The organism is Halopseudomonas sp. T1L2 (assembly GCF_055397385.1).
Genome location: NZ_AP040865.1, coordinates 1,318,398 through 1,339,394 on the forward strand (window position 1 = coordinate 1,318,398; position 20,997 = coordinate 1,339,394).

General features: G+C 62.3%; 15 protein-coding genes. 10 read left to right on the forward strand and 5 right to left on the reverse strand.

Going from position 1 to position 20,997, the window contains the following annotated elements; translation table 11 throughout:
* The first annotated feature begins 1 nt into the window (after position 1).
* The 5 genes from ACZ5WQ_RS06225 (at position 2) to ACZ5WQ_RS06245 (ending at position 8,309) form a co-directional block, all read left to right on the forward strand.
* Entirely contained in the window at positions 2–682 is a 681-nt protein-coding gene (locus tag ACZ5WQ_RS06225; RefSeq protein ID WP_464383377.1) for an ABC transporter ATP-binding protein, read from the forward strand.
* A complete protein-coding gene (locus ACZ5WQ_RS06230; protein ID WP_464383378.1) occupies positions 679–3,204 on the forward strand; it encodes an ABC transporter permease in 2,526 nt (841 codons plus the stop codon). Before ACZ5WQ_RS06225 ends, ACZ5WQ_RS06230 begins: the two co-directional genes overlap by 4 nt.
* A 179-nt stretch (positions 3,205–3,383) precedes the next feature.
* A complete protein-coding gene (locus ACZ5WQ_RS06235) occupies positions 3,384–4,457 on the forward strand; it encodes an HlyD family secretion protein (protein ID WP_228246769.1) in 1,074 nt (357 codons plus the stop codon).
* Positions 4,458–4,459: 2 nt separating this feature from the next.
* On the forward strand, positions 4,460–7,189 hold the full coding sequence (gene rbbA, locus ACZ5WQ_RS06240) for a ribosome-associated ATPase/putative transporter RbbA (protein ID WP_464383379.1): 2,730 nt from the start codon (positions 4,460–4,462) through the stop codon (positions 7,187–7,189).
* 1 nt (position 7,190) lies between these two features.
* Positions 7,191–8,309 (forward strand): ABC transporter permease, encoded by a 1,119-nt coding sequence (locus tag ACZ5WQ_RS06245; protein WP_464383380.1) that lies wholly within the window; start codon positions 7,191–7,193, stop codon positions 8,307–8,309.
* Positions 8,310–8,321: 12 nt separating this feature from the next.
* Here the strand turns inward: ACZ5WQ_RS06245 and greB are convergent, their stop codons facing one another.
* The 3 genes from greB to ACZ5WQ_RS06260 form a co-directional block, all read right to left on the reverse strand.
* Entirely contained in the window at positions 8,322–8,804 is a 483-nt protein-coding gene (gene greB, locus ACZ5WQ_RS06250; protein ID WP_464383381.1) for a transcription elongation factor GreB, read from the reverse strand.
* An 87-nt stretch (positions 8,805–8,891) separates the two neighbouring features.
* Positions 8,892–10,778 (reverse strand): cation:proton antiporter, encoded by a 1,887-nt coding sequence (locus ACZ5WQ_RS06255; RefSeq protein WP_464383382.1) that lies wholly within the window; start codon positions 10,776–10,778, stop codon positions 8,892–8,894.
* Between the two features lies 1 nt (position 10,779).
* Positions 10,780–11,745, reverse strand: a complete 966-nt coding sequence (locus tag ACZ5WQ_RS06260) for a glutathione S-transferase family protein (RefSeq protein WP_269687255.1) — start codon at positions 11,743–11,745, stop codon at positions 10,780–10,782.
* A 143-nt stretch (positions 11,746–11,888) separates the two neighbouring features.
* On the opposite strand from ACZ5WQ_RS06260, the gene ACZ5WQ_RS06265 reads away from it, so the two are divergent.
* From ACZ5WQ_RS06265 to dacB, 4 genes are all read left to right on the forward strand, one after another.
* Complete coding sequence (locus tag ACZ5WQ_RS06265; RefSeq protein ID WP_088274073.1) at positions 11,889–13,595, forward strand: DEAD/DEAH box helicase; 1,707 nt, start codon at positions 11,889–11,891, stop codon at positions 13,593–13,595.
* A gap of 14 nt (positions 13,596–13,609) precedes the next feature.
* Positions 13,610–14,410: a TatD family hydrolase gene (locus tag ACZ5WQ_RS06270; protein ID WP_464383383.1), complete on the forward strand. Its 801-nt coding sequence runs from the start codon at positions 13,610–13,612 to the stop codon at positions 14,408–14,410.
* 45 nt (positions 14,411–14,455) lie between these two features.
* Positions 14,456–15,589, forward strand: coding sequence for a PDC sensor domain-containing protein (locus tag ACZ5WQ_RS06275; protein ID WP_464383384.1), 1,134 nt, complete (start codon positions 14,456–14,458; stop codon positions 15,587–15,589).
* Between the two features lie 121 nt (positions 15,590–15,710).
* Positions 15,711–17,186: a D-alanyl-D-alanine carboxypeptidase/D-alanyl-D-alanine endopeptidase gene (dacB, locus tag ACZ5WQ_RS06280; RefSeq protein WP_233049771.1), complete on the forward strand. Its 1,476-nt coding sequence runs from the start codon at positions 15,711–15,713 to the stop codon at positions 17,184–17,186.
* Between the two features lie 20 nt (positions 17,187–17,206).
* On the opposite strand, the gene rlmKL is transcribed toward dacB, so the two are convergent.
* The gene (rlmKL, locus tag ACZ5WQ_RS06285) at positions 17,207–19,381 is read right to left on the reverse strand and encodes a bifunctional 23S rRNA (guanine(2069)-N(7))-methyltransferase RlmK/23S rRNA (guanine(2445)-N(2))-methyltransferase RlmL (RefSeq protein ID WP_464383385.1); all 2,175 of its coding nucleotides are present in this window, start codon (positions 19,379–19,381) and stop codon (positions 17,207–17,209) included.
* A gap of 269 nt (positions 19,382–19,650) precedes the next feature.
* Between rlmKL and rmf the strand changes: the two genes are divergently transcribed.
* The gene (gene rmf / locus ACZ5WQ_RS06290; protein WP_088274068.1) at positions 19,651–19,866 is read left to right on the forward strand and encodes a ribosome modulation factor; all 216 of its coding nucleotides are present in this window, start codon (positions 19,651–19,653) and stop codon (positions 19,864–19,866) included.
* A gap of 99 nt (positions 19,867–19,965) precedes the next feature.
* Here the strand turns inward: rmf and ACZ5WQ_RS06295 are convergent, their stop codons facing one another.
* Positions 19,966–20,988 (reverse strand): quinone-dependent dihydroorotate dehydrogenase, encoded by a 1,023-nt coding sequence (locus ACZ5WQ_RS06295; RefSeq protein WP_228246778.1) that lies wholly within the window; start codon positions 20,986–20,988, stop codon positions 19,966–19,968.
* Positions 20,989–20,997 lie beyond the last annotated feature (9 nt).

Sequence of the window (20,997 nt, forward strand, 5' to 3'; positions counted from 1 at the left end):
CATGTCCGATGCCGTTGTAATCGCTCGCCACCTTAGCAAAGTCGTGACCAGCTCGGAAGCGCCGCTGCAGATCCTCGACGACGTCTCACTCAGTATCGAACGCAGCAGCAGCCTGGCCATTGTCGGCGCTTCGGGATCGGGCAAGTCAACCCTGCTCAGCCTGCTGGCCGGTCTGGACCTGCCAAGCAGTGGTCAGGTCATACTCGCCGGCGAAGACCTCACGGCACTCAACGAAGACCAGCGCGCGACACTGCGCGGCCGTGAGGTAGGCTTCGTCTTTCAATCCTTTCAGCTGCTGGACAGCCTCACCGCGCTGGAAAATGTCATGCTGCCACTGGAGCTGGCCGGGCGATCCGACGTACGGGAACGCGCCGGCGAACTGCTGCAGCGGGTCGGACTCGAAGCCCGGCGCCAGCACTACCCCCAGCAACTCTCTGGTGGCGAACAGCAACGGGTAGCCATCGCCCGCGCCTTTGCCAGCGAACCCAGCATCCTGTTTGCCGACGAGCCAACCGGCAACCTGGACGCAGCCACCGGCGAGCGCATCAGCGACCTGCTGTTTGCACTCAATCGCGAGCGCGGCACCACCCTGGTGCTGGTAACGCATGACGCGCAGCTGGCCGACCGCTGCCAGCACGCAGTACGCATGCAGGCGGGCCGCCTGCTTGGAGACGATGCATGAACCGACCGCCGCTGGCCCGACTGGCCTGGCGCCTGTTGCGCAGGGAATGGCGGGCGGGCGAACTGACCGTGCTGCTGGGTGCCCTGCTTATCGCGGTGACCATCAGCACCGCCATCAGTCTGTTTACCCAACGGCTTGAGCGCAGCATGACCGATCGCGCCGCAGAGTTTCTGGGCGCCGATCTGGTTGTCTCCTCGCGTAGCCCCTTGCCGGACAGTTACGCAGAGCAGGCGGCAGTCAATGACCTGATGCTCAGTCGTCAGCTCGAGTTTTCCAGCGTCATGGCCAGCGACTCGGCAATGCAGCTATCCAGTGTCAAGGCGGTTGACGCGGCGTATCCCTTGCGCGGCGAGTTACGTATCAGCCGTTCCGCTTTTGCCGAGGAAACAGCAACCCGCGCCATACCGGCCGCCGGTGAAATCTGGGTGGAACCACGCTTGCTGAACCAGCTGGGAGTTCAGGTCGGCGACAGCCTGGAGGTTGGCTATGCGACGCTGCGAATTAGCGCTGTACTGACCCATGAACCTGACCGTGCAAGCGACTTCTACAGTCTCACCCCGCGGGTGCTGATGAACCTCGATGACCTTGACGCGACCGGCGTGGTCCAGCCCGGCAGCCGGGTAACCTATCGCTTGCTGTTGAGCGGCGAACGCCAGGCACTGGAGCGTTACCGTAACTGGATAGACCCGCTGCTGGCGGTAAACCAGCGACTCAGCGGCGTGGAAGACGGAAACCGCCAGGTTGGCAATGCGCTAACGCGGGCCAATCAGTTCCTAGGCCTTGCCAGTATTGCGGCCATTATTTTGGCTGGGGTTGCCGTGGCACTGTCATCCGGGCGTTTTGCGTTTCGTCATTTCGACAGTAGCGCCCTGCTGCGCTGTATGGGACTGCAACGCCGGCAGGTGCTCACCCTGTTCACCCTGCAACTACTGTATATCGGGATCATTGCCACCGTGGCCGGCCTCGCCCTGGGGCTTGTCGTGCAGTGGGGCCTGATGCAGCTGCTCGCCGATCTGCTGCCGCCACGGTTGCCGGAGCCGGGCATCTTGCCGCTGCTGGTTGGCGCGGCTACCGGTTTCAGCGCACTGCTCGGATTTGCCCTGCCGCCGCTGCTGCGACTTGGCAACGTCGCGCCTTTGCGGGTGCTGCGCCGCGACCTCGAACCGATGCCTGTCAGCAGCTGGCTGATCTATGGGCTCGCCCTCGCCGTCCTCAGCCTGCTGATGTGGCAGCTCACCGGCGATCTGACCATCACCCTGGCCATGCTGTTCGGCGGAGCACTCGCTGCATTGCTGCTCGGGCTGCTCGCCTGGCTGCTGCTGCGCGCGGTCGCCGGCAAGCTGCGCGAGGCCAGCCTGGCCTGGCGGTTGGGCAGCGGTGAACTGCTCAAGCGCCCAACGGCCGCCGCCACGCAGATGCTGTCATTCGGTCTGATTTTCATGTGCATGCTGGTTGTCCTGATCCTGCGGACCGAGCTGCTCAGCACCTGGCAGAATCAATTACCGGACGACGCTCCCAACCACTTCGTACTGAACGTACTGCCAGCTGAACAACAGGCGTTCAGCCAGGCACTGGAGGACATCGGTGCACGCAGCGCCCCGCTCTACCCGGTCACGCCAGGACGTCTGGTCAGCATCAACGGCGAGCCTGTGCGCACCGAGGTAAGCAAGGAGGATGGCAATCGCGATCGCGGAACCCGGGCCATCAACCGTGACCTCAGCCTGACCTGGGCAGCCGAGCTGCCAGCAGACAATCAACTGCGCGAAGGCCAGTGGTGGCCAGCAGTCGCAGCCCCTGCTCCATCCGCCATGGCCCGTGTGTCCATCGAGGCCGAGCTGGCCGACAGCCTTGGTGTCACCCTTGGCGACCGGCTGGGATTCGTCATTGAAGGCAGGACTCTGGACGCCGAGGTCAGCAGCGTCCGCAGCGTCGAATGGGACAACTTCACGCCCAACTTCTACATGATCTTCGCCCCGGGGGACCTTGACGGCTTCCCCGCGACCCTGCTGACCAGTTTCTATTTGCCGGCCGAGCAACGCGGTGCCCTGCGGGAGCTGAACCGTCAGTTCCCGGCAATGACGCTGCTGGAAGTCGGCCCCTTGCTGGCCCAGATTCGCGACATTCTCAGGCAGGTCACGCTGGCAGTGGAATATGTCCTGCTGTTTGTTCTGCTCGCCGGGATGACAGTGCTGTTTGCCGCCCTGCAGGCTACCCTTGACGAACGGCTGTATCAGGGCGCATTGCTGCGCACACTGGGGGCCGGGCGAGCGCTGCTGCGCCGCGCAAGCTGGATGGAGTTTTTGCTTCTGGGGCTGATGTCCGGCCTGATGGCAGTGGTGGCCGCAGAGCTGGCCACCTGGGCGCTGTATCGATTTGCGCTGAATCTGGATTGGGCACCGCATTTGCTGTTTTGGCTGCTGACACCCTCGGCAGCGGCCTTGCTGATCGGTTGCGCGGGCGTCTGGGGGACCAGGGCGGTGCTCCAGCAAAGCCCCATGCGCCTGATCAACCGCGGCGCCTGAGCAGCCCCGAATGCAGCCGTCGATCAACACCGGAATATCCGGTTCGGCAGCTGCTCGGGTTTCTTGACGCATGGCCGCCGCACTTGATCGACGTCAACCTCACCTCGCAGCAAAGCGTCTAGAATGGATTTCAGCGGCCTGGCAACAGCAGCCAGCCGCCCCCAGCACAAGGAACCGTCATGCCAAAACCTCCTCGCCATCTCGTTCGGGCCCTGATCGCCGCAGCCGTGCTCGCCGGCATTGCTCTGGTTACCTGGCTGGAGCTGCAGCCTGACGGCTACGGTGATGGCTTTGCCAGCGGTAACGGCCGGATTGAGGCGACCGAGATCAACATCGCGACCAAGCTCGGTGGACGTATTGCCCGGATCCTGGTCGACGAAGGGGATTTCGTCGAACCCGGACAGCTGCTGGCCGAAATGGATACCAGCGTACTGCAGGCGCAACTGCTGCAGGCCGAGGCACAGGCTCGGCAGGCCGAGAACGCTATCCAGACAGCCCGCGCCCAGGTTGGCCTGCGCGAAAGCGAGCGCTCTGCCGCAGAGGCGTTGTTGCTGCAGCGCCAGGCTGAACACAATGCAGCGCGCAAGCGCCATGAGCGCATCAGTGTACTGGTCCAGCGCAGCGCCGCCTCGCGCCAGCAGCTGGACGATGCCCTGGCGGCCATGCAGAGCGCCGAGGCAGCCGTTGCATCGGCGCGGGCCCAGATCCACGCAACCGAGGCCGGCATTGCCGCGGCGCGCTCGCAGGTAATCGAAGCCGAATCAGCGCTGGATGCTACTCGCGCAGCGGTAGAGCGCATCGCTGCAGATATCAACGACAGCAAGCTGACCGCCGATCGCAAGGCAAGGGTGCAGTTTCGTACCGTTCAGCCCGGTGAGGTACTTGGCGCAGGTGGCCGGGTTTTGAATCTGGTGGATCTGACCGATGTCTACATGACTTTCTTTCTGCCCGAACGGCTGGCGGGTCGCGTCGCGATGGGCTCCGATGCGCGGATCATTATCGATGCTGCGCCGCAGTATGTGATTCCGGCCACGGTCAGCTACGTCTCCAGCGTGGCCCAGTTCACCCCCAAATCGGTGGAAACGGAGCAGGAGCGGGAAAAAATGATGTTCCGCATTCGCGCACGTATCGACCCGGCGCTGCTGGAGCAGCATATCGAACAGGTCAAGACCGGCCTGCCCGGCGTCGCCTGGCTGAAACTGGATGCCAGTGCCGAGTGGCCCGACGCACTCAGCGTTAACGTCGGCAACTGAACATGAGCCAGCCGCAGCCGGTCGCCCAACTGCGCGATATCAGCCTGCATTACAAGCACGTCGCTGCCCTGGACAAGGTCACCCTTGACCTGCCGGCGGGCTGTATGGTCGGTCTGATTGGCCCGGATGGCGTTGGCAAATCCAGCCTGCTGGCACTGGTCGCCGGCGCGCGTCGCCTGCAACAGGGCGAGTTGCAGGTCCTGGGTGGGGACATGCGCAGCGCCAGCCACCGCAGTCACGTGTGCCCGCGTATCGCCTTCATGCCCCAGGGGCTGGGCAAGAACCTGTATCCGACCCTCAGCGTGGCCGAGAACCTCGAATTCTTTGGCCGGCTGTTCAATCAGGGTGAAGCCGAGCGCAAGCAGCGCATCCAGCAGTTACTGGCCAGCACCGGCATGAGCCGGTTTGCCGATCGCCCGGCCGGCAAGCTCTCCGGCGGCATGAAGCAAAAGCTGGGGCTGTGCTGCGCGCTGATCCATGACCCTGACCTGCTGGTCCTGGACGAGCCCACTACCGGTGTCGACCCCCTGTCACGCAGCCAGTTCTGGGAGCTTATTCGACGCATCCGTGCCGGCAGGCCGCAGATGAGCGTGCTGATCGCCAGTGCCTATATGGATGAGGCCCAGGGCTTTGACTGGCTGGTTGCAATGGATGCCGGCAAGGTACTTGCAACCGGCACGCCACAGCAGATTCTCGCCGACACCAACAGCAGCAGCCTCGAGCAGGCCTTCGTTGCGCTGCTGCCAGAGGAAAAACGCCGTCAGCACAGGCAGTTGCAGATACCGCCGCGCACGATGCATACCGGTATTGCCATCGAGGCTCACGACCTGACCTGCCGCTTCGGCGATTTCGTCGCGGTCGACAAGGTGAATTTCCGCATTGAGCGTGGGGAAATCTTCGGCTTTCTCGGTTCCAACGGCTGTGGCAAGTCGACCACAATGAAAATGCTCACCGGCCTGCTGCCCTTCAGCGAGGGCGAAGCCTGGTTGCTGGGCAAGCCGGTTGACCCGACCGACATGGCCATCCGCATGCGGGTTGGCTACATGTCCCAGTCATTTTCGTTGTACAGCGAACTGACGGTGCGCCAGAACCTGGCGCTGCACGCCAAGCTGTTTCAGCTCCCCGCCGAGCAAAGCGCCGAGCGGATTGATGAACTGCTTACGCAGTTCAATCTGCAGGCAGTTGCTGACAGCTTGCCGCTGTCCCTGCCACTGGGGGTGCGTCAACGCCTTTCGCTCGCGGTGGCGGTGATTCATAAACCGGAGGTGCTGATTCTCGACGAGCCCACCTCGGGGGTGGACCCGATCGCCCGGGATCTGTTCTGGAGCCTGCTGGTCAGGCTGTCGCGGGAGGACGGCGTTACCATCTTCATCTCGACTCACTTCATGAACGAGGCCGAGCGTTGCGACCGGATGTCGTTAATGCACGCCGGCAAGGTACTGGTCAGCGGTGCACCCGATGATCTGCGGCAGCAGCGGGGCAAGGCAACGCTGGAGGACGCGTTCATCGACTGGTTGCGCGAGGCCAGTGGTCAGCAAGAGCAGGTGCCTGACGCTGCTGCACTGTCATCCTCAGTCGCTCAGCCTGACACCGAAAAGCGCCCTCCCCGTTTCAGTTTGCGCCGAATGCTCAGCTATACCCGCCGGGAGGCGATGGAACTCAAGCGCGATCCGTTGCGTGCGCTGCTCGCACTGGCCGGCTCGGTTCTGCTGATGGTGATCATGGGGTACGGCATCAACATGGATGTGGACGACCTGACCTTCGCCGTACTGGACCGGGACCAGACCACCTACAGCCAGGCCTACGCGCTGGAGCTGGCCGGTTCCGGCTATTTTATTGAGCGCCCGCCACTGCACAGCCATGCCGAGCTGGAGCAACGCATGCGAGCCGGCGACATCAGCCTGGCCCTGGAAATCCCCCCGGGCTTCGGACGCGACCTGCTGCGCGGCGATTTCCCGCAGGTTGCCTACTGGGTCGACGGTGCCATGCCGGTGCGGGCCGATACCCTGCGTGGCTATGCCCAGGGCATTCATTTGAACTACCTGCGTTCACTGGCAAGCCGTCAACCCACACCCATCGCGGTCAGCCTGGTGAACGTGGAAACGCGCTATCGCTACAACCCCGATGTGAAGAGCCTGCCCGCGATGGTGCCGGCGGTAATTCCGATTCTGCTGATGATGATTCCGGCCATGCTCACCGCGTTGGCAGTGGTGCGCGAAAAGGAGCTGGGCTCCATCACCAATTTCTATGTAACCCCGGTAACCCGGCTCGAGTTCCTGCTCGGCAAGCAGCTGCCCTACGTGGTACTCGGCTTCATCAATTTCATCGCATTGCTGCTGCTCGCGGTGCTGGCTTTCGACGTCCCGATCAAGGGCAGCCTGCCGAGCCTGCTGCTCGGCGGCCTGCTGTATATCGTGTGCGCGACCGGCCTCGGGTTGCTGGTCTCCTCGCTGCTGAAAAGCCAGATCGCTGCCATCTTCGGTACCGCCATCGCCACGCTGATTCCGGCGGTCCAGTTCTCCGGCATGATGCATCCGGTGTCTGCAATGGAGGGGCTCGGCGCGATGATCGGGCAGCTGTATCCCACCACCCACTTCCTGATCATTTCCCGCGGCGTGTTTTCCAAGGCATTGGGGTTCAGCGACCTCTATTTCTACTTCATCCCCCTGCTACTGGCGATACCGGTACTGACGCTGGCCAGCGTCGCGGGACTGAAAAAGCAGGAACAGTGACATGCGCCGAGCGTTGAGTAACGTACTGCAGCTGGGAGTAAAGGAGCTGCGCAGCCTCGCCCGGGACCCGGCGATGGTCATACTGATCATCTACGCATTCAGCATGGCCATCTACTCCTCCGCCACGGCGATGCCGGAAACGCCAAACCGGGCAACCATAGCGGTGGTAGACGAGGATCGCTCGCAGGTTTCCAGCCGGCTGATCGACGCTTTCCAGCTGCCCTACTTCATGCCCCCGACCCTGATCAACCACCGCCAGATGGATCGGGGCATGGACAGCGGGCTCTACACCTTCACCCTGAACATTCCTCCGGACTTTCAGCGTGACCTGCTGGCCGGACAGCAACCGACGATCCAGCTCAATGTCGATGCCACCCAGATCAGCCAGGCGTTCAGTGGCGCCGGCCACATTCAGCAGATCATCCAGAACGAAACCACCGCCTTCGTGCAGGGCTATAGCGGCGCGGCAGCCCTGCCTCTGGAAGCGGTGGTACGCATGGCCTACAACCCGAACCTGGAGGCCAGCTGGTTCGGCTCGATAAGCGAAGTCATCAACCAGATTACGATGCTGTCGATCATCCTCACGGGTGCGGCGCTGATTCGTGAGCGCGAACACGGCACCATCGAGCACCTTCTGGTCATGCCGGTGACGCCGCTGGAAATCATGCTGGCAAAGGTATGGGCCATGGGCCTGGTGGTACTGATCGCCTGCGCACTGTCGCTGCTTCTGGTGGTACAGGACTGGCTGGGCGTACCCATTCAGGGCGCAGTCAGCCTGTTTCTGGCCGGCACCGCGCTGCACCTTTTTGCAACCACATCGATGGGGATTTTCCTTGGTACCGTGGCGCGCTCCATGCCGCAGCTCGGGCTGCTGATCATTCTGGTGCTGATCCCGCTGGAAATCCTCTCCGGAGCGGTAACGCCGCGCGAGAGCATGCCGGTCGTGGTGCAGACCATCATGTCGCTGGCTCCGACCACGCACTTTGTTCAACTGGCACAGGGCGTTCTGCTCAGAGGCGCCGGCATCGGCATTATCTGGCCGCAGCTGCTGGCCCTGGCTGCCATCGGGCTGGTGTTCTTCTATGCGGCGTTACGCCGGCTGCGCACTACCCTGCAGTAATCCGGCTGCACGCTAGCGGCCCTCAGGCTGGTAGCAAATATCCGTGATCTCCCAGCTTTTTTCGGATTCCGGCGTGCGCACAACCACTTCATCGCCAACCACCTTGCCAAGACACGCCCTGACGATCGGCGCGTTGACCGACACATAGTCCTTGCGGCGATAGATTTCGTCAGGGCCGACAATTCTGAAACGCAGGGTGTTGTCGTCCTCATCGACCAGTTCGACCCAGGCCCCGAAGAAGGCACGCCCCTCCTGCACCGGGCTGTATTCAACCACCCGCAGCTTGTCGAGACGATTGCGCAGAAACCGTACCCGACGGTCGATTTCGCGCAGCCGTTTCTTGTTGTACTGATAATCGGCGTTCTCGGAGCGGTCTCCCAGACTGGCAGCCCACTGCACCAGTCGGGTGACCTCCGGACGTTCCTTGCGCCACAGAGTATCGAGCTCCTCTTTAAGCGCAGCATGACCTTCCGGCGTAATGACGTTGGTATCCATGATGTCCTGTATCGGGGTTTGGCGGCGACCATGCACGCGGGTTACCGGTTATTTTCGGTGCAGGCGCGGGCTTCTGTCGATGCCTGCCTACTCGCGTGCCTGCGCCTCCCCGCTATCACCCTTTTCTGTCTTTTCTCCCTTTTCTGCGTTGCGACGAGCCGCAGACTCGGGCTCGGTCTCCAGGTAAATCAGTGTCCAGTCCGCTGCCGGCTCGAACGGCTGAGCCAGCGAGAACACCCGTACCCGGCGCTCAGGCGTCAGGGCCAGCAAGGCGATACGCCCCTTGCCCGCCTCCTGCTGCCACTGACTGAAGCCGAAGTCCTCGGTGAGCGTCGTTGCCTTGAAGCGCGCCCCCTGACTGACCAGACTGGAGAGCTTGCTGAAGGTCAGCCCCTCGGGGCCGAGCGGCGCGCCCTCGTGCCTCGACGATATCTGCAGGCGCTCACTGGCACCGCTGCGCTCATTGCGTACGGTGTAGATACGGTGGGCTGCAAAGTCGCGACGAAAATGCTGGTTCAGCAGCGCGTTGCGTTCGCGCTCCGGCGTCATGGTCAGCAGGGTACCCAGCCCGGTAAGATCAAGGATGCTGTCGACCTGTGCCGACAGGGGATTACCGCGCAGGGTGCGCAGTCCCTTCATCCGTGCCTGGCTGATCGACTCCCAATGGGTGTCGACCACCAGCAGCGGCACTTCCAGCTTCTGCAACACCTCACCCAGTGCCCGAGCTACCGCATTGGCACCAATCATGAGTACCCCGCGACGCTCAGGCTCGGTAACCCCGAGCAGGCGCGCAACGGTTCGCGCAGTCGCGCTCTGAAACACCACCGTGCCGATAATCACGGCAAAGGTCAGCGCACTGACCAGCGCCGCATCCTCATAACCGGCCTGCTCCAGACGCAGGGCAAACAGTGCCGAGACCGCCGCAGCGACAATCCCGCGCGGGCCGATCCAGGCAATCAACGCCCGCTCTCGCCAATTAAGCTCGCTGCCCAGGCTGCTTATCCAGACCGCCAGCGGCCTTGCAACGAACTGGATCACCAGCAGCAGGGCCAGTGCCGGCAGGCCCAGGGCAAGCAGTGCATCCAGATCCAGTCGCGCCGCCAGCAGGATAAACAGCCCGGAAATCAGCAGCACCGACAGATGCTCCTTGAACACCAGGATCTCTTCGATATCCACACCGCGAGCATTGGCCAGCCAGATACCCATCACCGTCACAGCCAGCAAACCGGATTCATGGGCCAGCTCGTTGGCCAGCGTGAAGGTCACCAGCACCAGAGTCAGCGAGGCCAGCACCTCAAGGTATTCGGGAATCCAGCGCCGACGCATGGCGGTCGCCATCAGCGCACCACCAGCCACCCCGGCGACCGTGCCGTAGCACACTACCTTGAAGAAGATCAGCGAACCGGCCAGCAAGCCGCTGTCACCCGCGCTCTGGGCAGCAATCCATTCGTAGACCAGTACCGCCAGCAGCGCACCGATCGGATCAATCAGGATGCCTTCCCAACGCAACACACGCGAGATTCGCTGGGTTGCACGCAGGGTACGCAGCATCGGCACAATCACCGTGGGCCCGGTTACCACCACAAGCGCACCGAACAACGCAGACAGACCGGGATCCAGGCCAATCAGCCAGTGGCAGGCAACACTGATAACCCCCCAGGTCACCAGCGCACCCAGAGTAACCAGCCTGCGCACCACGGTACCGGTTTCCTTGAGCTGTTCGAACTTCAGCGTCAGGCTGCCTTCAAACAGGATCAGGGCGACACACAGCGACACCAGCGGAAACAGCAGCTCACCAAGGAAGTCATCTGGCGACAATAGCCCTGCGACCGGCCCAAGCAGGATGCCCGCCAACAGCAGAAACAGAATCGCCGGCAGACGCAGGCGCCAGGCCCCAAGCTGGCAAACCAGACTGACCAGCGCTACCCCGGAGAAAATCAGTGCCGGAGTAATCAGATGTTGCATCTCGCTCACGTTAACGTCCCTGCTGCGGTGTATCGGCGGTCAACCCGTCACGTTGGTGGGGCGCAAGCAGATCCGGCCCCATGCCCAGCGCGACAATCCGGTTGGGATTGATGGTCGGGTGACTGTAGTAGTAATGCTGCTTGATATGACTGAAATCCACCGTGTCCGCAATCCCCGGGTACTGATACAGCTCACGCAGATACCCCAGCAGATTCGGGTAGTCCTCGATGCGCCGCAGATTGCACTTGAAGTGTCCGTGATAGACCGGATCAAAGCGCACCAGCGTGGTAAACAGGCGCCAATCGGCCAGGGTCAGCCGGCTGCCGGTCAGATAACGGCGCTCACCAAGAAGCGCCTCCAGCCAGTCAAGCGCGGAAAACAGCTCACGGCAAGCCTGTTCGTAGACCTGCTGATCGGTCGCAAACCCGGCCTTGTACACCCCGTTGTTGATCTCACTGTAGACCCGCTCGTTGATCCGCTCGATCTCGTCCTGAAGCGCTGCCGGATAATAGTCGTCACGGTTACCGGTCAGCGCATCAAACGCGCTGTTGAAGATACGGATAATCTCGGCGGACTCGTTGTTGACGATCGTCTCCTCACGCCGATCCCAGAGCACGGGAACGGTCACGCGCCCGGTGTAGTTCGCCCGGGCATGGGTATACAGCTGGTGCATGCAGCGATAACCGTAGAGCGGCTCGGGCTCGGCAAACTCCCAGCCCTGCTCCAGCATGTGCGGATGCACGACTGTGACATCGATATGTTCCTCGAGCCCCTTCAGCCGCCGCATGATCAGCGTGCGATGCGCCCACGGACATGCCAGCGAGACATAGAGATGGTAGCGGCCTGAATCCGGCGCAAAGCGCGTATCGGCAGCAACCCACTCGCGAAACCCGGCATCCTCGCGCTTGAAGGCGCCGCCATTACTGTCGGTGTCATACCACTGATCGACCCACTGGCCTTCAACGAGACGTCCCATTCGGTACTCCTTGATCCTGTCAGTTGGCCTCCAAGCCTGACATCTTGTGCCGCCGCTGAACAGGTCAGACAAATGGCACGGGCAATTTTTTCATAAAGCGCGTATACTACGCGGCTATCTCTTCCCTAAGGTTCACTTCCCGTATGTCCGAAACCGCTCCGGCCCGGCAATTTGCCGATCTCGGCCTGCCCGCTCATCTCCTCGAGGCTCTCAACAGCCTTGGCTACGAAACTCCCTCCCCTATCCAGGCTGAAGCCATCCCGACGCTTCTGGCCGGCAAGGATCTGCTCGGTCTGGCACAGACCGGTACCGGCAAGACTGCAGCCTTCGCGCTGCCCGTACTCGCTGGCATTGATGTCAGCCTGCGCGCCACTCAGGCGCTGATTCTGACCCCAACCCGCGAGCTCGCTCTGCAGGTTGCAGAGGCGTTCCAACGCTACGCCCAGAACATGCGCGGCTTTACCGTTCTCGCCCTGTATGGCGGCTCGGCTTTCGCCCCCCAGTTCAAGGCACTTGAGCGCGGCGCGCATGTTGTTGTCGCCACGCCGGGCCGACTGACCGATCACCTGCGCCGCGGAAGCCTGAAGCTGCAGGAGCTGCGCTACCTGGCACTCGACGAAGCCGACGAGATGCTCAAGATGGGCTTCGCCGACGATCTGGAAGCGGTCTTTGAAGCGGTTCCAGACACCACCCAGAAGGCACTGTTCTCCGCAACCATGCCGCCGGGTGTGCGCAATGTCGCGCGCAACCACATGAAAGAGCCTGCCGAAATCCGCCTGCACAGTGGCGCCAGCAGCAGTCTCGAGACCATTACCCAGAAAGTCTGGGAAGTCTCCAACCACCACAAACTGGACGCCATGACCCGCCTGCTCGAAGTCGAGCCGGTTGAAGCCATGATTGTCTTCGTGCGCACCAAGACTGCCAGTCTTGAGCTGGCCGAGCGCCTTGAAGCGCGTGGCTTCGCTGCGGCAGCACTGAACGGCGACCTGACCCAGCAGCTGCGCGAGCAAGTGGTCGATCGCCTCAAGCGCGGCCTGCTCGACATCGTCGTGGCTACCGACGTGGCAGCCCGCGGACTGGACGTCGAGCGCATCACCCACGTGCTCAACTACGATCTGCCGCACGACAGCGAAAGCTATGTACACCGTATCGGTCGTACCGGTCGCGCCGGTCGTCAGGGCACGGCGATTCTGTTCGCAACCCCGCGCGAGCGTCGTCTGCTGCACGTACTCGAGCGCGCTACCGGCCAGAAAATCGAGCCGCAGGCCCTGCCGACTGCCGATGCGGTACGCAGTGGTCGCCTGAACAAGCTGGCATCACGCCTGAACGACGCCCGCGAGAACGCCACCGCCCTGCACCAGCAGCTGGTCAGCGATCTGCAGGAACTCACTAGCCTGGATGCCACCGAACTGGCCGCCGCGCTACTGACCCTGCTGCCGAGCGCCAAAGCCCTGCTGGAGCCGGTTGCCGACCTGCCGAGCGCGCCGCCGCGCCGTGAGCGCGAAGAGTTTGACCGCGACGCCGGCCTGACCCGCTACAAGGTTCAAGGCGGTCGCAAGACCGGCCTGATGCCCAAGCCGCTGGTCGACGTGCTGGTCAAGGTAGGAGGCCTGCAGCGTCAGCAGATCGGCCACATCAAGCTGTTCAACGAGCACACTGGTGTGTTCCTGCCGACGCTCGACCAGTCGGTACTGAACCGCCTGGCCGGCGCCGAAATCAACGGCGTGACCCTGCAGATCAAGGCCTGGCCGCTGCCTGAAGGTGAATTGCCGCCACGTGACCGCGCGCCCCGAGGCAAGCCGCCTCGCCGTGAGTTCGCCGGCAAGCCCAAAGGCCCGCGCAAGGCCTGAGGGACGCACTGCAGATGGAATGGGTCGACATCGGTGTCAACCTGACGGACAAAGCCTTCGACAGCGACCGTGACGCGGTACTGGAGCGGGCCCGTCAGGCCGGTGTCAGCCAGCAGTTGCTGACCATGACCTCGCTGGAGCAGGCAGAACACCTGCTTGCTCTGTGCGCGGATCATCCTGAACACCTCTTCACCACCGCCGGCGTGCATCCGCACGAGGCGCGTCACTGGACTGCAGACAGCAGCCGTCAGTTACTTGAACTGAACCAACAGCCTGCCGTTCGCGCCATTGGCGAATGCGGCCTCGATTACAACCGCGACTTCTCACCGCGCCCGGACCAGTTGCGCGCACTGGAAGAGCAGCTCGCAATAGCCGTGGAGACCCGGCTGCCGGTCTTTCTCCATGAACGCGAAGCCAGCGACACGCTGATCAACGTTCTGCGTGATTATCGCGACCAGCTCAGCGGTGCCGTGGTGCACTGCTTTACCGCTGACCGCAAGGCACTGTACGCCTACCTCGACCTTGATCTGCATATCGGCATCACCGGCTGGATTTGCGACGAGCGCCGCGGAACCGACCTGCAGATGCTGGCCAGGGATATCCCCGACAACCGGCTGCTGCTGGAAACCGATGCCCCCTGGTTACTGCCACGGACGCTTGATCCCAAGCCGAAGAACCGGCGCAACGAGCCTGCGTTTTTGCCGGAAGTCGCACAGATGGTTGCCAGCTGCCGGCAGCAGCCGCTGGACCAGCTCAGTCAACACACCAGCGAGAACGCCCGGCGTCTGTTCCGGCTGCCAGCCCCTCGGCAATAGTCTATATTGGCTGCATCACCGCATTGGACGCAGCCAAGGACTCGCATGCCAGATACGAAACGGACCGCTCGCAGCCGACATTCCATTTTCCTTCTGCTGGGCATGCTGCCCATGCTGCTCCTTGGTATTTCCCTGAGTCTGTTTCACTACCAGCAGCTCGACAAACTGATTCGCACCGACGGAGACGCCCTCTTCCAGCGTATCGTCGATCAGGTCAGTGGCGAGCTTGAAAACATCTATCATCCGCCCATGCAGGCGCTGAATATCATGGCCCTGAGCAAGCTGGTGACCACCACCAACCTGTCGGAACGGCTGGACTACCTGCCGATGATGGCACAGGTGCTCAGCGACAACGTGCAGCTCAACTCCGTCTACATCGGCTGGCAAGGCGGCGACTATCTGATGTTGCGCCCGCTTGGAAATCGGTTAAGCCTGCAACGCTTCAGCGCGCCGCGACAGGCCCGCTGGATGGCCTGGCACATCGGCAGCTCAGCAACCACCCGGCAGAACAGCTACCTGTTCCTGAACGAAAACCTGCAGATCATCGAGGCACGCATGGCCCCGGACGAGGGTTATAACCCCCGCGAGCGCCCCTGGTATGCCGCGGCCAGCGCAGCCAATCAGCGCCTTATCACTACGCCCTACCTGTTTTTCTCCACCCGCGAATTCGGCACCACCTTGGCACGAGCAAGCAACGACCTTGCTGTGCTGGGGGCCGACCTGACCCTGGACAGGCTCTCAGAAGCCCTGCGCCAGCAACGCATGACACCTTCATCAGAGCTCATTCTGTATACCTCCGATGGCGTTGTCGTAGCCTATCAGGACCCTAACCGCCTGCTGCACACCACCCAGGGCAGCAACTCGCTGGAGCCCCGCAGATTCAATGAACTGGGCAGCACTCTGCTGGCGACCCTGGCTCAGGACGGCTACGAGCAGGAGCGCCAGACAATCAAGGAGCTGGAGGGCCAGCGCTGGGTCATTCAGCAGCAGAGAATCAACATCCTCGGAACGCCGGACGTTTACCTTGCCGTGCTGATACCCGAAGCCGAACTGCTGTCCGAGGCGTATCGGTTACGCACGCTCGGACTCTGGCTGTCCCTGGCGATCAGTCTGTTGCTGCTGCCACTCAGCTGGCTGCTGTGGCGCAGGCTGCTGGGGTTGCAGCAGGCCGACCGTTGATCTAACAAATTACTTTAACCTCTTGGCCCAAATCATTATTTAAGTGATGATGCGAGAAAACGGCAACTGACGAACAGACAGCTCTGTCGTCAGCAATCCACAGGCTACGGAGCTGGATACCATGTCCAACCTTTTCACGCGCACCCTGCTCTGCCTGATCCCCACGATCAGCCTCATTGCCACCCCACTGCAGGCCGCCGACAGCGGCACCATTCCCGCCCGCGTCAACAGCGCCCTGCAGGCCGCCAAAATCCCGTCCGATGCCCTGTCACTGGCCGTCATCCCGCTTGAAAACCAGGGCATGGCCCAGTTCATCAATGCCGACCAGCCAGTCAACCCGGCGTCAACCATGAAGCTGGTAACCACCTACGCTGCGCTGGAGCTGCTGGGGCCCACCTATCAGTGGAACAGCGACCTGCTGGTAGACGGTCCGGTCGTCGATGGCACCCTGCAGGGCGATCTGATTTTCCGCAGTGGTGGCGATCCCAAGCTGACGCTGGAACGCATGTGGCTGATGCTGCGTGATCTGAAGGCGGCGGGCATTCGCACGATCAACGGCGATCTGGTCCTGCAACCGGCCGACATGCGCTTCCCCGCCGACATCCCGCCGTTCATTGATGATAGCGGCAACCAGAACCGTCCATTTCTGGTCGAGCCCGATCCGTTGCTGACCAACCTGAAGGTATTTGTGCTCAGCAGCTATGCCGAACGCGGCGGCGTGCGCATCAACCTTGAGCCGGCGCTCCCCGAGGTCAAGGTGGTCAACCAGATTGCCCTGCTACCGGCGCCCAACCGCAGCTGTCCGGCACCCAACGTCGCCTACAGCATTCAGGACAGCGGCCACGAGGCCGTGATTACCCTCACCGGCAACCTGCACGAGGGGTGCATGGCCCAGCGCTATCTGACAGCCCTGACCGCGACCACCTACACCGCCAGCACCCTGCGCACGCTGTGGGCCGAAATGGGCGGCAGCATCCTCGGCGGCAACCAGATCGGTCGTGCGCCGGCAAGCGCCCGCCTGGTCTCGCGCAGCACCTCGCCCGACCTGGTTGAAGTGGTCCGCGACATCAACAAATGGAGTAACAACACCATGGCGCGGCAGCTGTTCCTGACCATCGGCCGGGAACATCGCATTGCTGCCGACCGTGACGATCACAAGGCCGCCGTACGGGTCATCAACGCCTGGCTGAACGACAAGGGGATTCGCGCCAACACGCTGGTCATGGAAAACGGCTCCGGCCTCTCACGCATGGAACGCATGACCGCCCGCGAAATGGCGCAGCTGCTCGCGCAAGCCTGGCAAAGCCCCTACAGCGCCGAGTTCATCGCATCCATGCCGCTGGCCGCCATGGACGGCACCATGCGCCGCCGCCTGCGCAATACGCCGGTTGCCGGCCAGGCCCACATCAAGACCGGCTCACTTCGTAACGTCAAGGCCATCGCCGGCATTACCCGCGATGCCAACGGCCAGAGCTGGGCGGTGACCGCCATCGTCAACCACGCCGCCGCCGGCGCCAGTGGGCAGGCGCTGGATCTGGTGCTGCAGGATGTCTACCGCCGGGCACCGACCGACATCGCCAGCGCCAGCAGCCGCTAGAGTGGTAAAGCTCATCGCCCTCAGGGGCGATGAGTGAATTTCCAGGTCCGATGAATCCGGCTGTTACGCTGGAAATCGCGATCCAGTGTCTCGGCCGAGATATCGGTTACCAGATACCGAGCCTCCACCGCAGGATCCATGCGGAAACGCCGGAAGTTATTGGAGAAATACAGTACCCCGCCCGGCGCCAGGCGCTTCATCGCCAGCTCCAGCAAGCGCGCATGATCGCGCTGCACGTCAAATACCCCTTCCAGCTTTTTCGAGTTCGAGAAGGTAGGCGGGTCGATAAAGATCAGGTCGAATTGCTGATCCCCTGCCTGCTCCAGCCACGCCATCACATCAGAGCGCACCAGCTTGTGCAGGTCAGACAGGCCATTGAGCGACAGATTGCGCCGCGCCCAGTCCAGATAGGTATTGGACAGATCCACACTGGTGGTTGAGCGGGCACCGGCTGCTGCCGCATGCACGGTGGCGGTTGCGGTGTAGCAGAACAGGTTGAGGAAACGCTTGCCCTTGGCCTCGGCGGCGATACGCAGACGGATCGGGCGGTGATCAAGGAACAGCCCGGTGTCCAGATAGTCGGTCAGGTTGACCAGCAGACGCACCTGTCCTTCACGCACCTCGAAGAACTCTCCCTGCTGAGCCATGCGCTGATACTGCTGCTTGCCGGACTGACGCTGGCGCTGCTTCAGGGCGATATGCTCGGGTGGCACACCCAGCACCTGCGGCAGCGCCGCCATGACGTCCTGCAGGCGCGCCTGCGCCTTGTCTTCATCAATCGACTGCGGCGGCGCATATTCCTGAACGTGCACCCGATCGCCATACAGATCAACCGCTACGGCGAATTCCGGCATGTCGGCATCGTAGACCCGGTAGCACTCGATGCCCTGCTGACGCGCCCACTTGCCGAGGTTCTTGAGGTTCTTTTTCAGCCGGTTGGCAAACATTTGCGCCGACTCACTGAGGCGGGCGGCTTCGACCGGCGCCGCTGCACCTGCCGGAGTATCGGCTGCCTTGGTGACAAAGCGTTCCGATTGCAGATCCATCAGCAACAACTTGCACGGCAGCGCGCCATTAAACAGGTTGTATTGCTTGTGACTGCGAATCCCCATGCGCTTGCCCAGATCCGCATTGCCGGTAAAGATCGCCGCCTGCCAGCCCTGACACTGCTGACGCAGCACCTCACCCAGCTTCTGGTAGAGATACACCAGACTTGCGGTCGTTCCCAGGCGCTCGCCATAGGGCGGGTTGCAGACCACCAGACCCTTCTGCCCGCGATCCGGGTTTGGCGCGAAGGTCGCCAGCTCACCCTGGAACACCTTGACCCACTCCCCCACGCCGGCACGTTGAATATTGTTGCGAACCGGCTGCAGCAGACGGGGGTCGGCCTCATAGCCGCGAATCCACAGCGGCGGACGCGCCAGCCCGCGCTCGGCACGCTCGCGGGCCTCGGCCAGCACCTTTTGCCAGAGCACAGGTACGTGCTGCTGCCAGCGGCTGAAGCCCCAGTGCTCGCGCTGCAGGTTGGGGGCAACATCGGCCGCCATCAACGCCGCTTCCACCAGAAAAGTACCCGAACCGCACATCGGATCGGTCAGCGCACCGCCAGCCTCGGCCAGCGCCGGCCAGCCCGCACGGATCAGAATGGCCGCCGCCAGGTTCTCCTTGAGCGGCGCCGCACCCTGCTGAAGACGGTAGCCGCGCTGGTGCAGACTGGCACCAGACAGGTCCAGCGCCAGCTGAACCTCGCCACGGTGACAATGGGCGTTGATGCGCAGATCCGGCCGTACCTTGTCGACGCCGGGCCGGGTACCGTCAGGGCGACGCAGCTGGTCGACGATCGCATCCTTGACCTTGAGCGCACCGAAGTGCGTGTTGTCTACCCCCGCCAGAGTGCCGGTAAAATCAATCGCCAGGGTGCCATCCACCGCCAGGTGATCGCGCCAGTCGATAAGCTGCACGCCGGCATACAGGTCCTCGGCCGTGCCAGCCAAAAAGCGCTTGAGCACCAGCAGTACCCGGTTGCCCAGGCGCGACCACAGACACAGGCGGTAACCGAGTTCGATATCGCCCTGCACTGAGACACCGGCAACGGTTTCCTTGGCAGCATCGGCGCCCAATGCGAGCACTTCATCGCGCAGCAGACCCTCCACACCCTTCGGACAGGTAACAAAAAATTCAAGGATCTCGCGCATGTCGTTGATTTCCGGAATACGATGACGTTTATATTTCAGTGACAGCTAACCAGCTGCCTCAGGTATGCCAAATCGGTCTTTGTAGCGGTGACGACCGATAGGGTACAACAGGGTATGACTTGAGCGGTGACCCTATTAGAAGCCGGGTCCAATACACCTTTTTCGACCGGCTTCCCTGCAGCGTAGACAAACACTGGCTACGCGCTACCTTGGAACGGATCGACGGTTCGACTGTTCCACAATGTCATACCACACGAGGACGCTACCCTATGAGAAGACTCAAGCGTGATCCGATGGAACGAGCATTTCAGCGTGGTTACCAGCACGGAGTGAGCGGCAAATCCCAAGACACCTGCCCTTTCAACAATCCCTCTACCAGACAGAATTGGATCAATGGTTGGCGTGAAGGCCGCGCGGACCGTTGGGATGGCTTTACCGGTATTTCCGGCGTGCACCGACTCAACGAGATGCATGCCGTAGGCTAGACTCCCAGTCAGTCAACTCATCTTTCCCAAGGGCGCTTGCCCATAGCGCCGGGCCTCTGGAAGGCCCACCCAGCCCCCGCTCTGCGGGGGCTTCCATTTTCACCGGGGCATGACCGCAATGGCATCCGCACATTCACGAATCAATTCCGGCCCACGATAGATAAACCCGCTGTAAAGCTGGACCAGGCTGGCTCCGGCGGCGATCTTGTCGGCTGCATCGGCACCACTGAAGATACCGCCCACGCCAATGATCGGCATCTGCCCTTTCAGCTCGGCGGCCAGCAGGCGGATTACCTCGGTCGACATATCGGTCAGCGGCGCACCGGACAAGCCACCAGCCTCACTGGCATAAGGTGAATCGGCTACCGCACTGCGATCCAGCGTGGTGTTGGTCGCGATCACGGCATCCATTCCCTCTGCCAGTAGCGTTGCACCAACCAGGGCCACCTCATCAGCGGTCATGTCCGGCGCAATCTTGATGGCAATCGGCACATAACGGCCACGCTCCTCGGCCAGCACCTTTTGGCACTGCTTGATCTGGCCAAGCAACACCTTCAGGGTCTCGCCGTATTGCAGGGTACGCAGACCGGGAGTATTGGGTGACGACAGGTTGACGGTGACGTAACTGGCACGGTCATAGACCTTGCGCAGACAGTAGAGATAATCGTCAACGGCGTTCTCGACGGGCGTCACCGCGTTCTTGCCGATATTGATACCCAGCACACCCTGGTAGCGCACACCGGCCAGACGCTCCAGCATGGCATCAACGCCTTCGTTGTTGAATCCGAAGCGGTTGATGATTGCCAGTTGCTCGGGCAGACGGAACAGGCGCGGCTTGGGGTTGCCTGGTTGCGGCCGCGGCGTGACCGTACCGACCTCCAGAAAGCCGAAGCCCATTGCTGCCATGCCGTCGACGGCAACCGCGTTCTTGTCCAGTCCGGCAGCCAGCCCGACCGGGTTGTCAAAGGTCAGCCCCATCACCTCTACCGGTTGAGCCGGTACCGGGCGCACCAGCTTCTCGGCCAGTCGCAGCCGCCCGGCGGCGCCGATCATGTCCAGTGCAAGGTCGTGGGAGGTTTCCGCGGGCAGGCGGAACATCAGCGAGCGAAGCAGATCGTACATGGCGGGCAT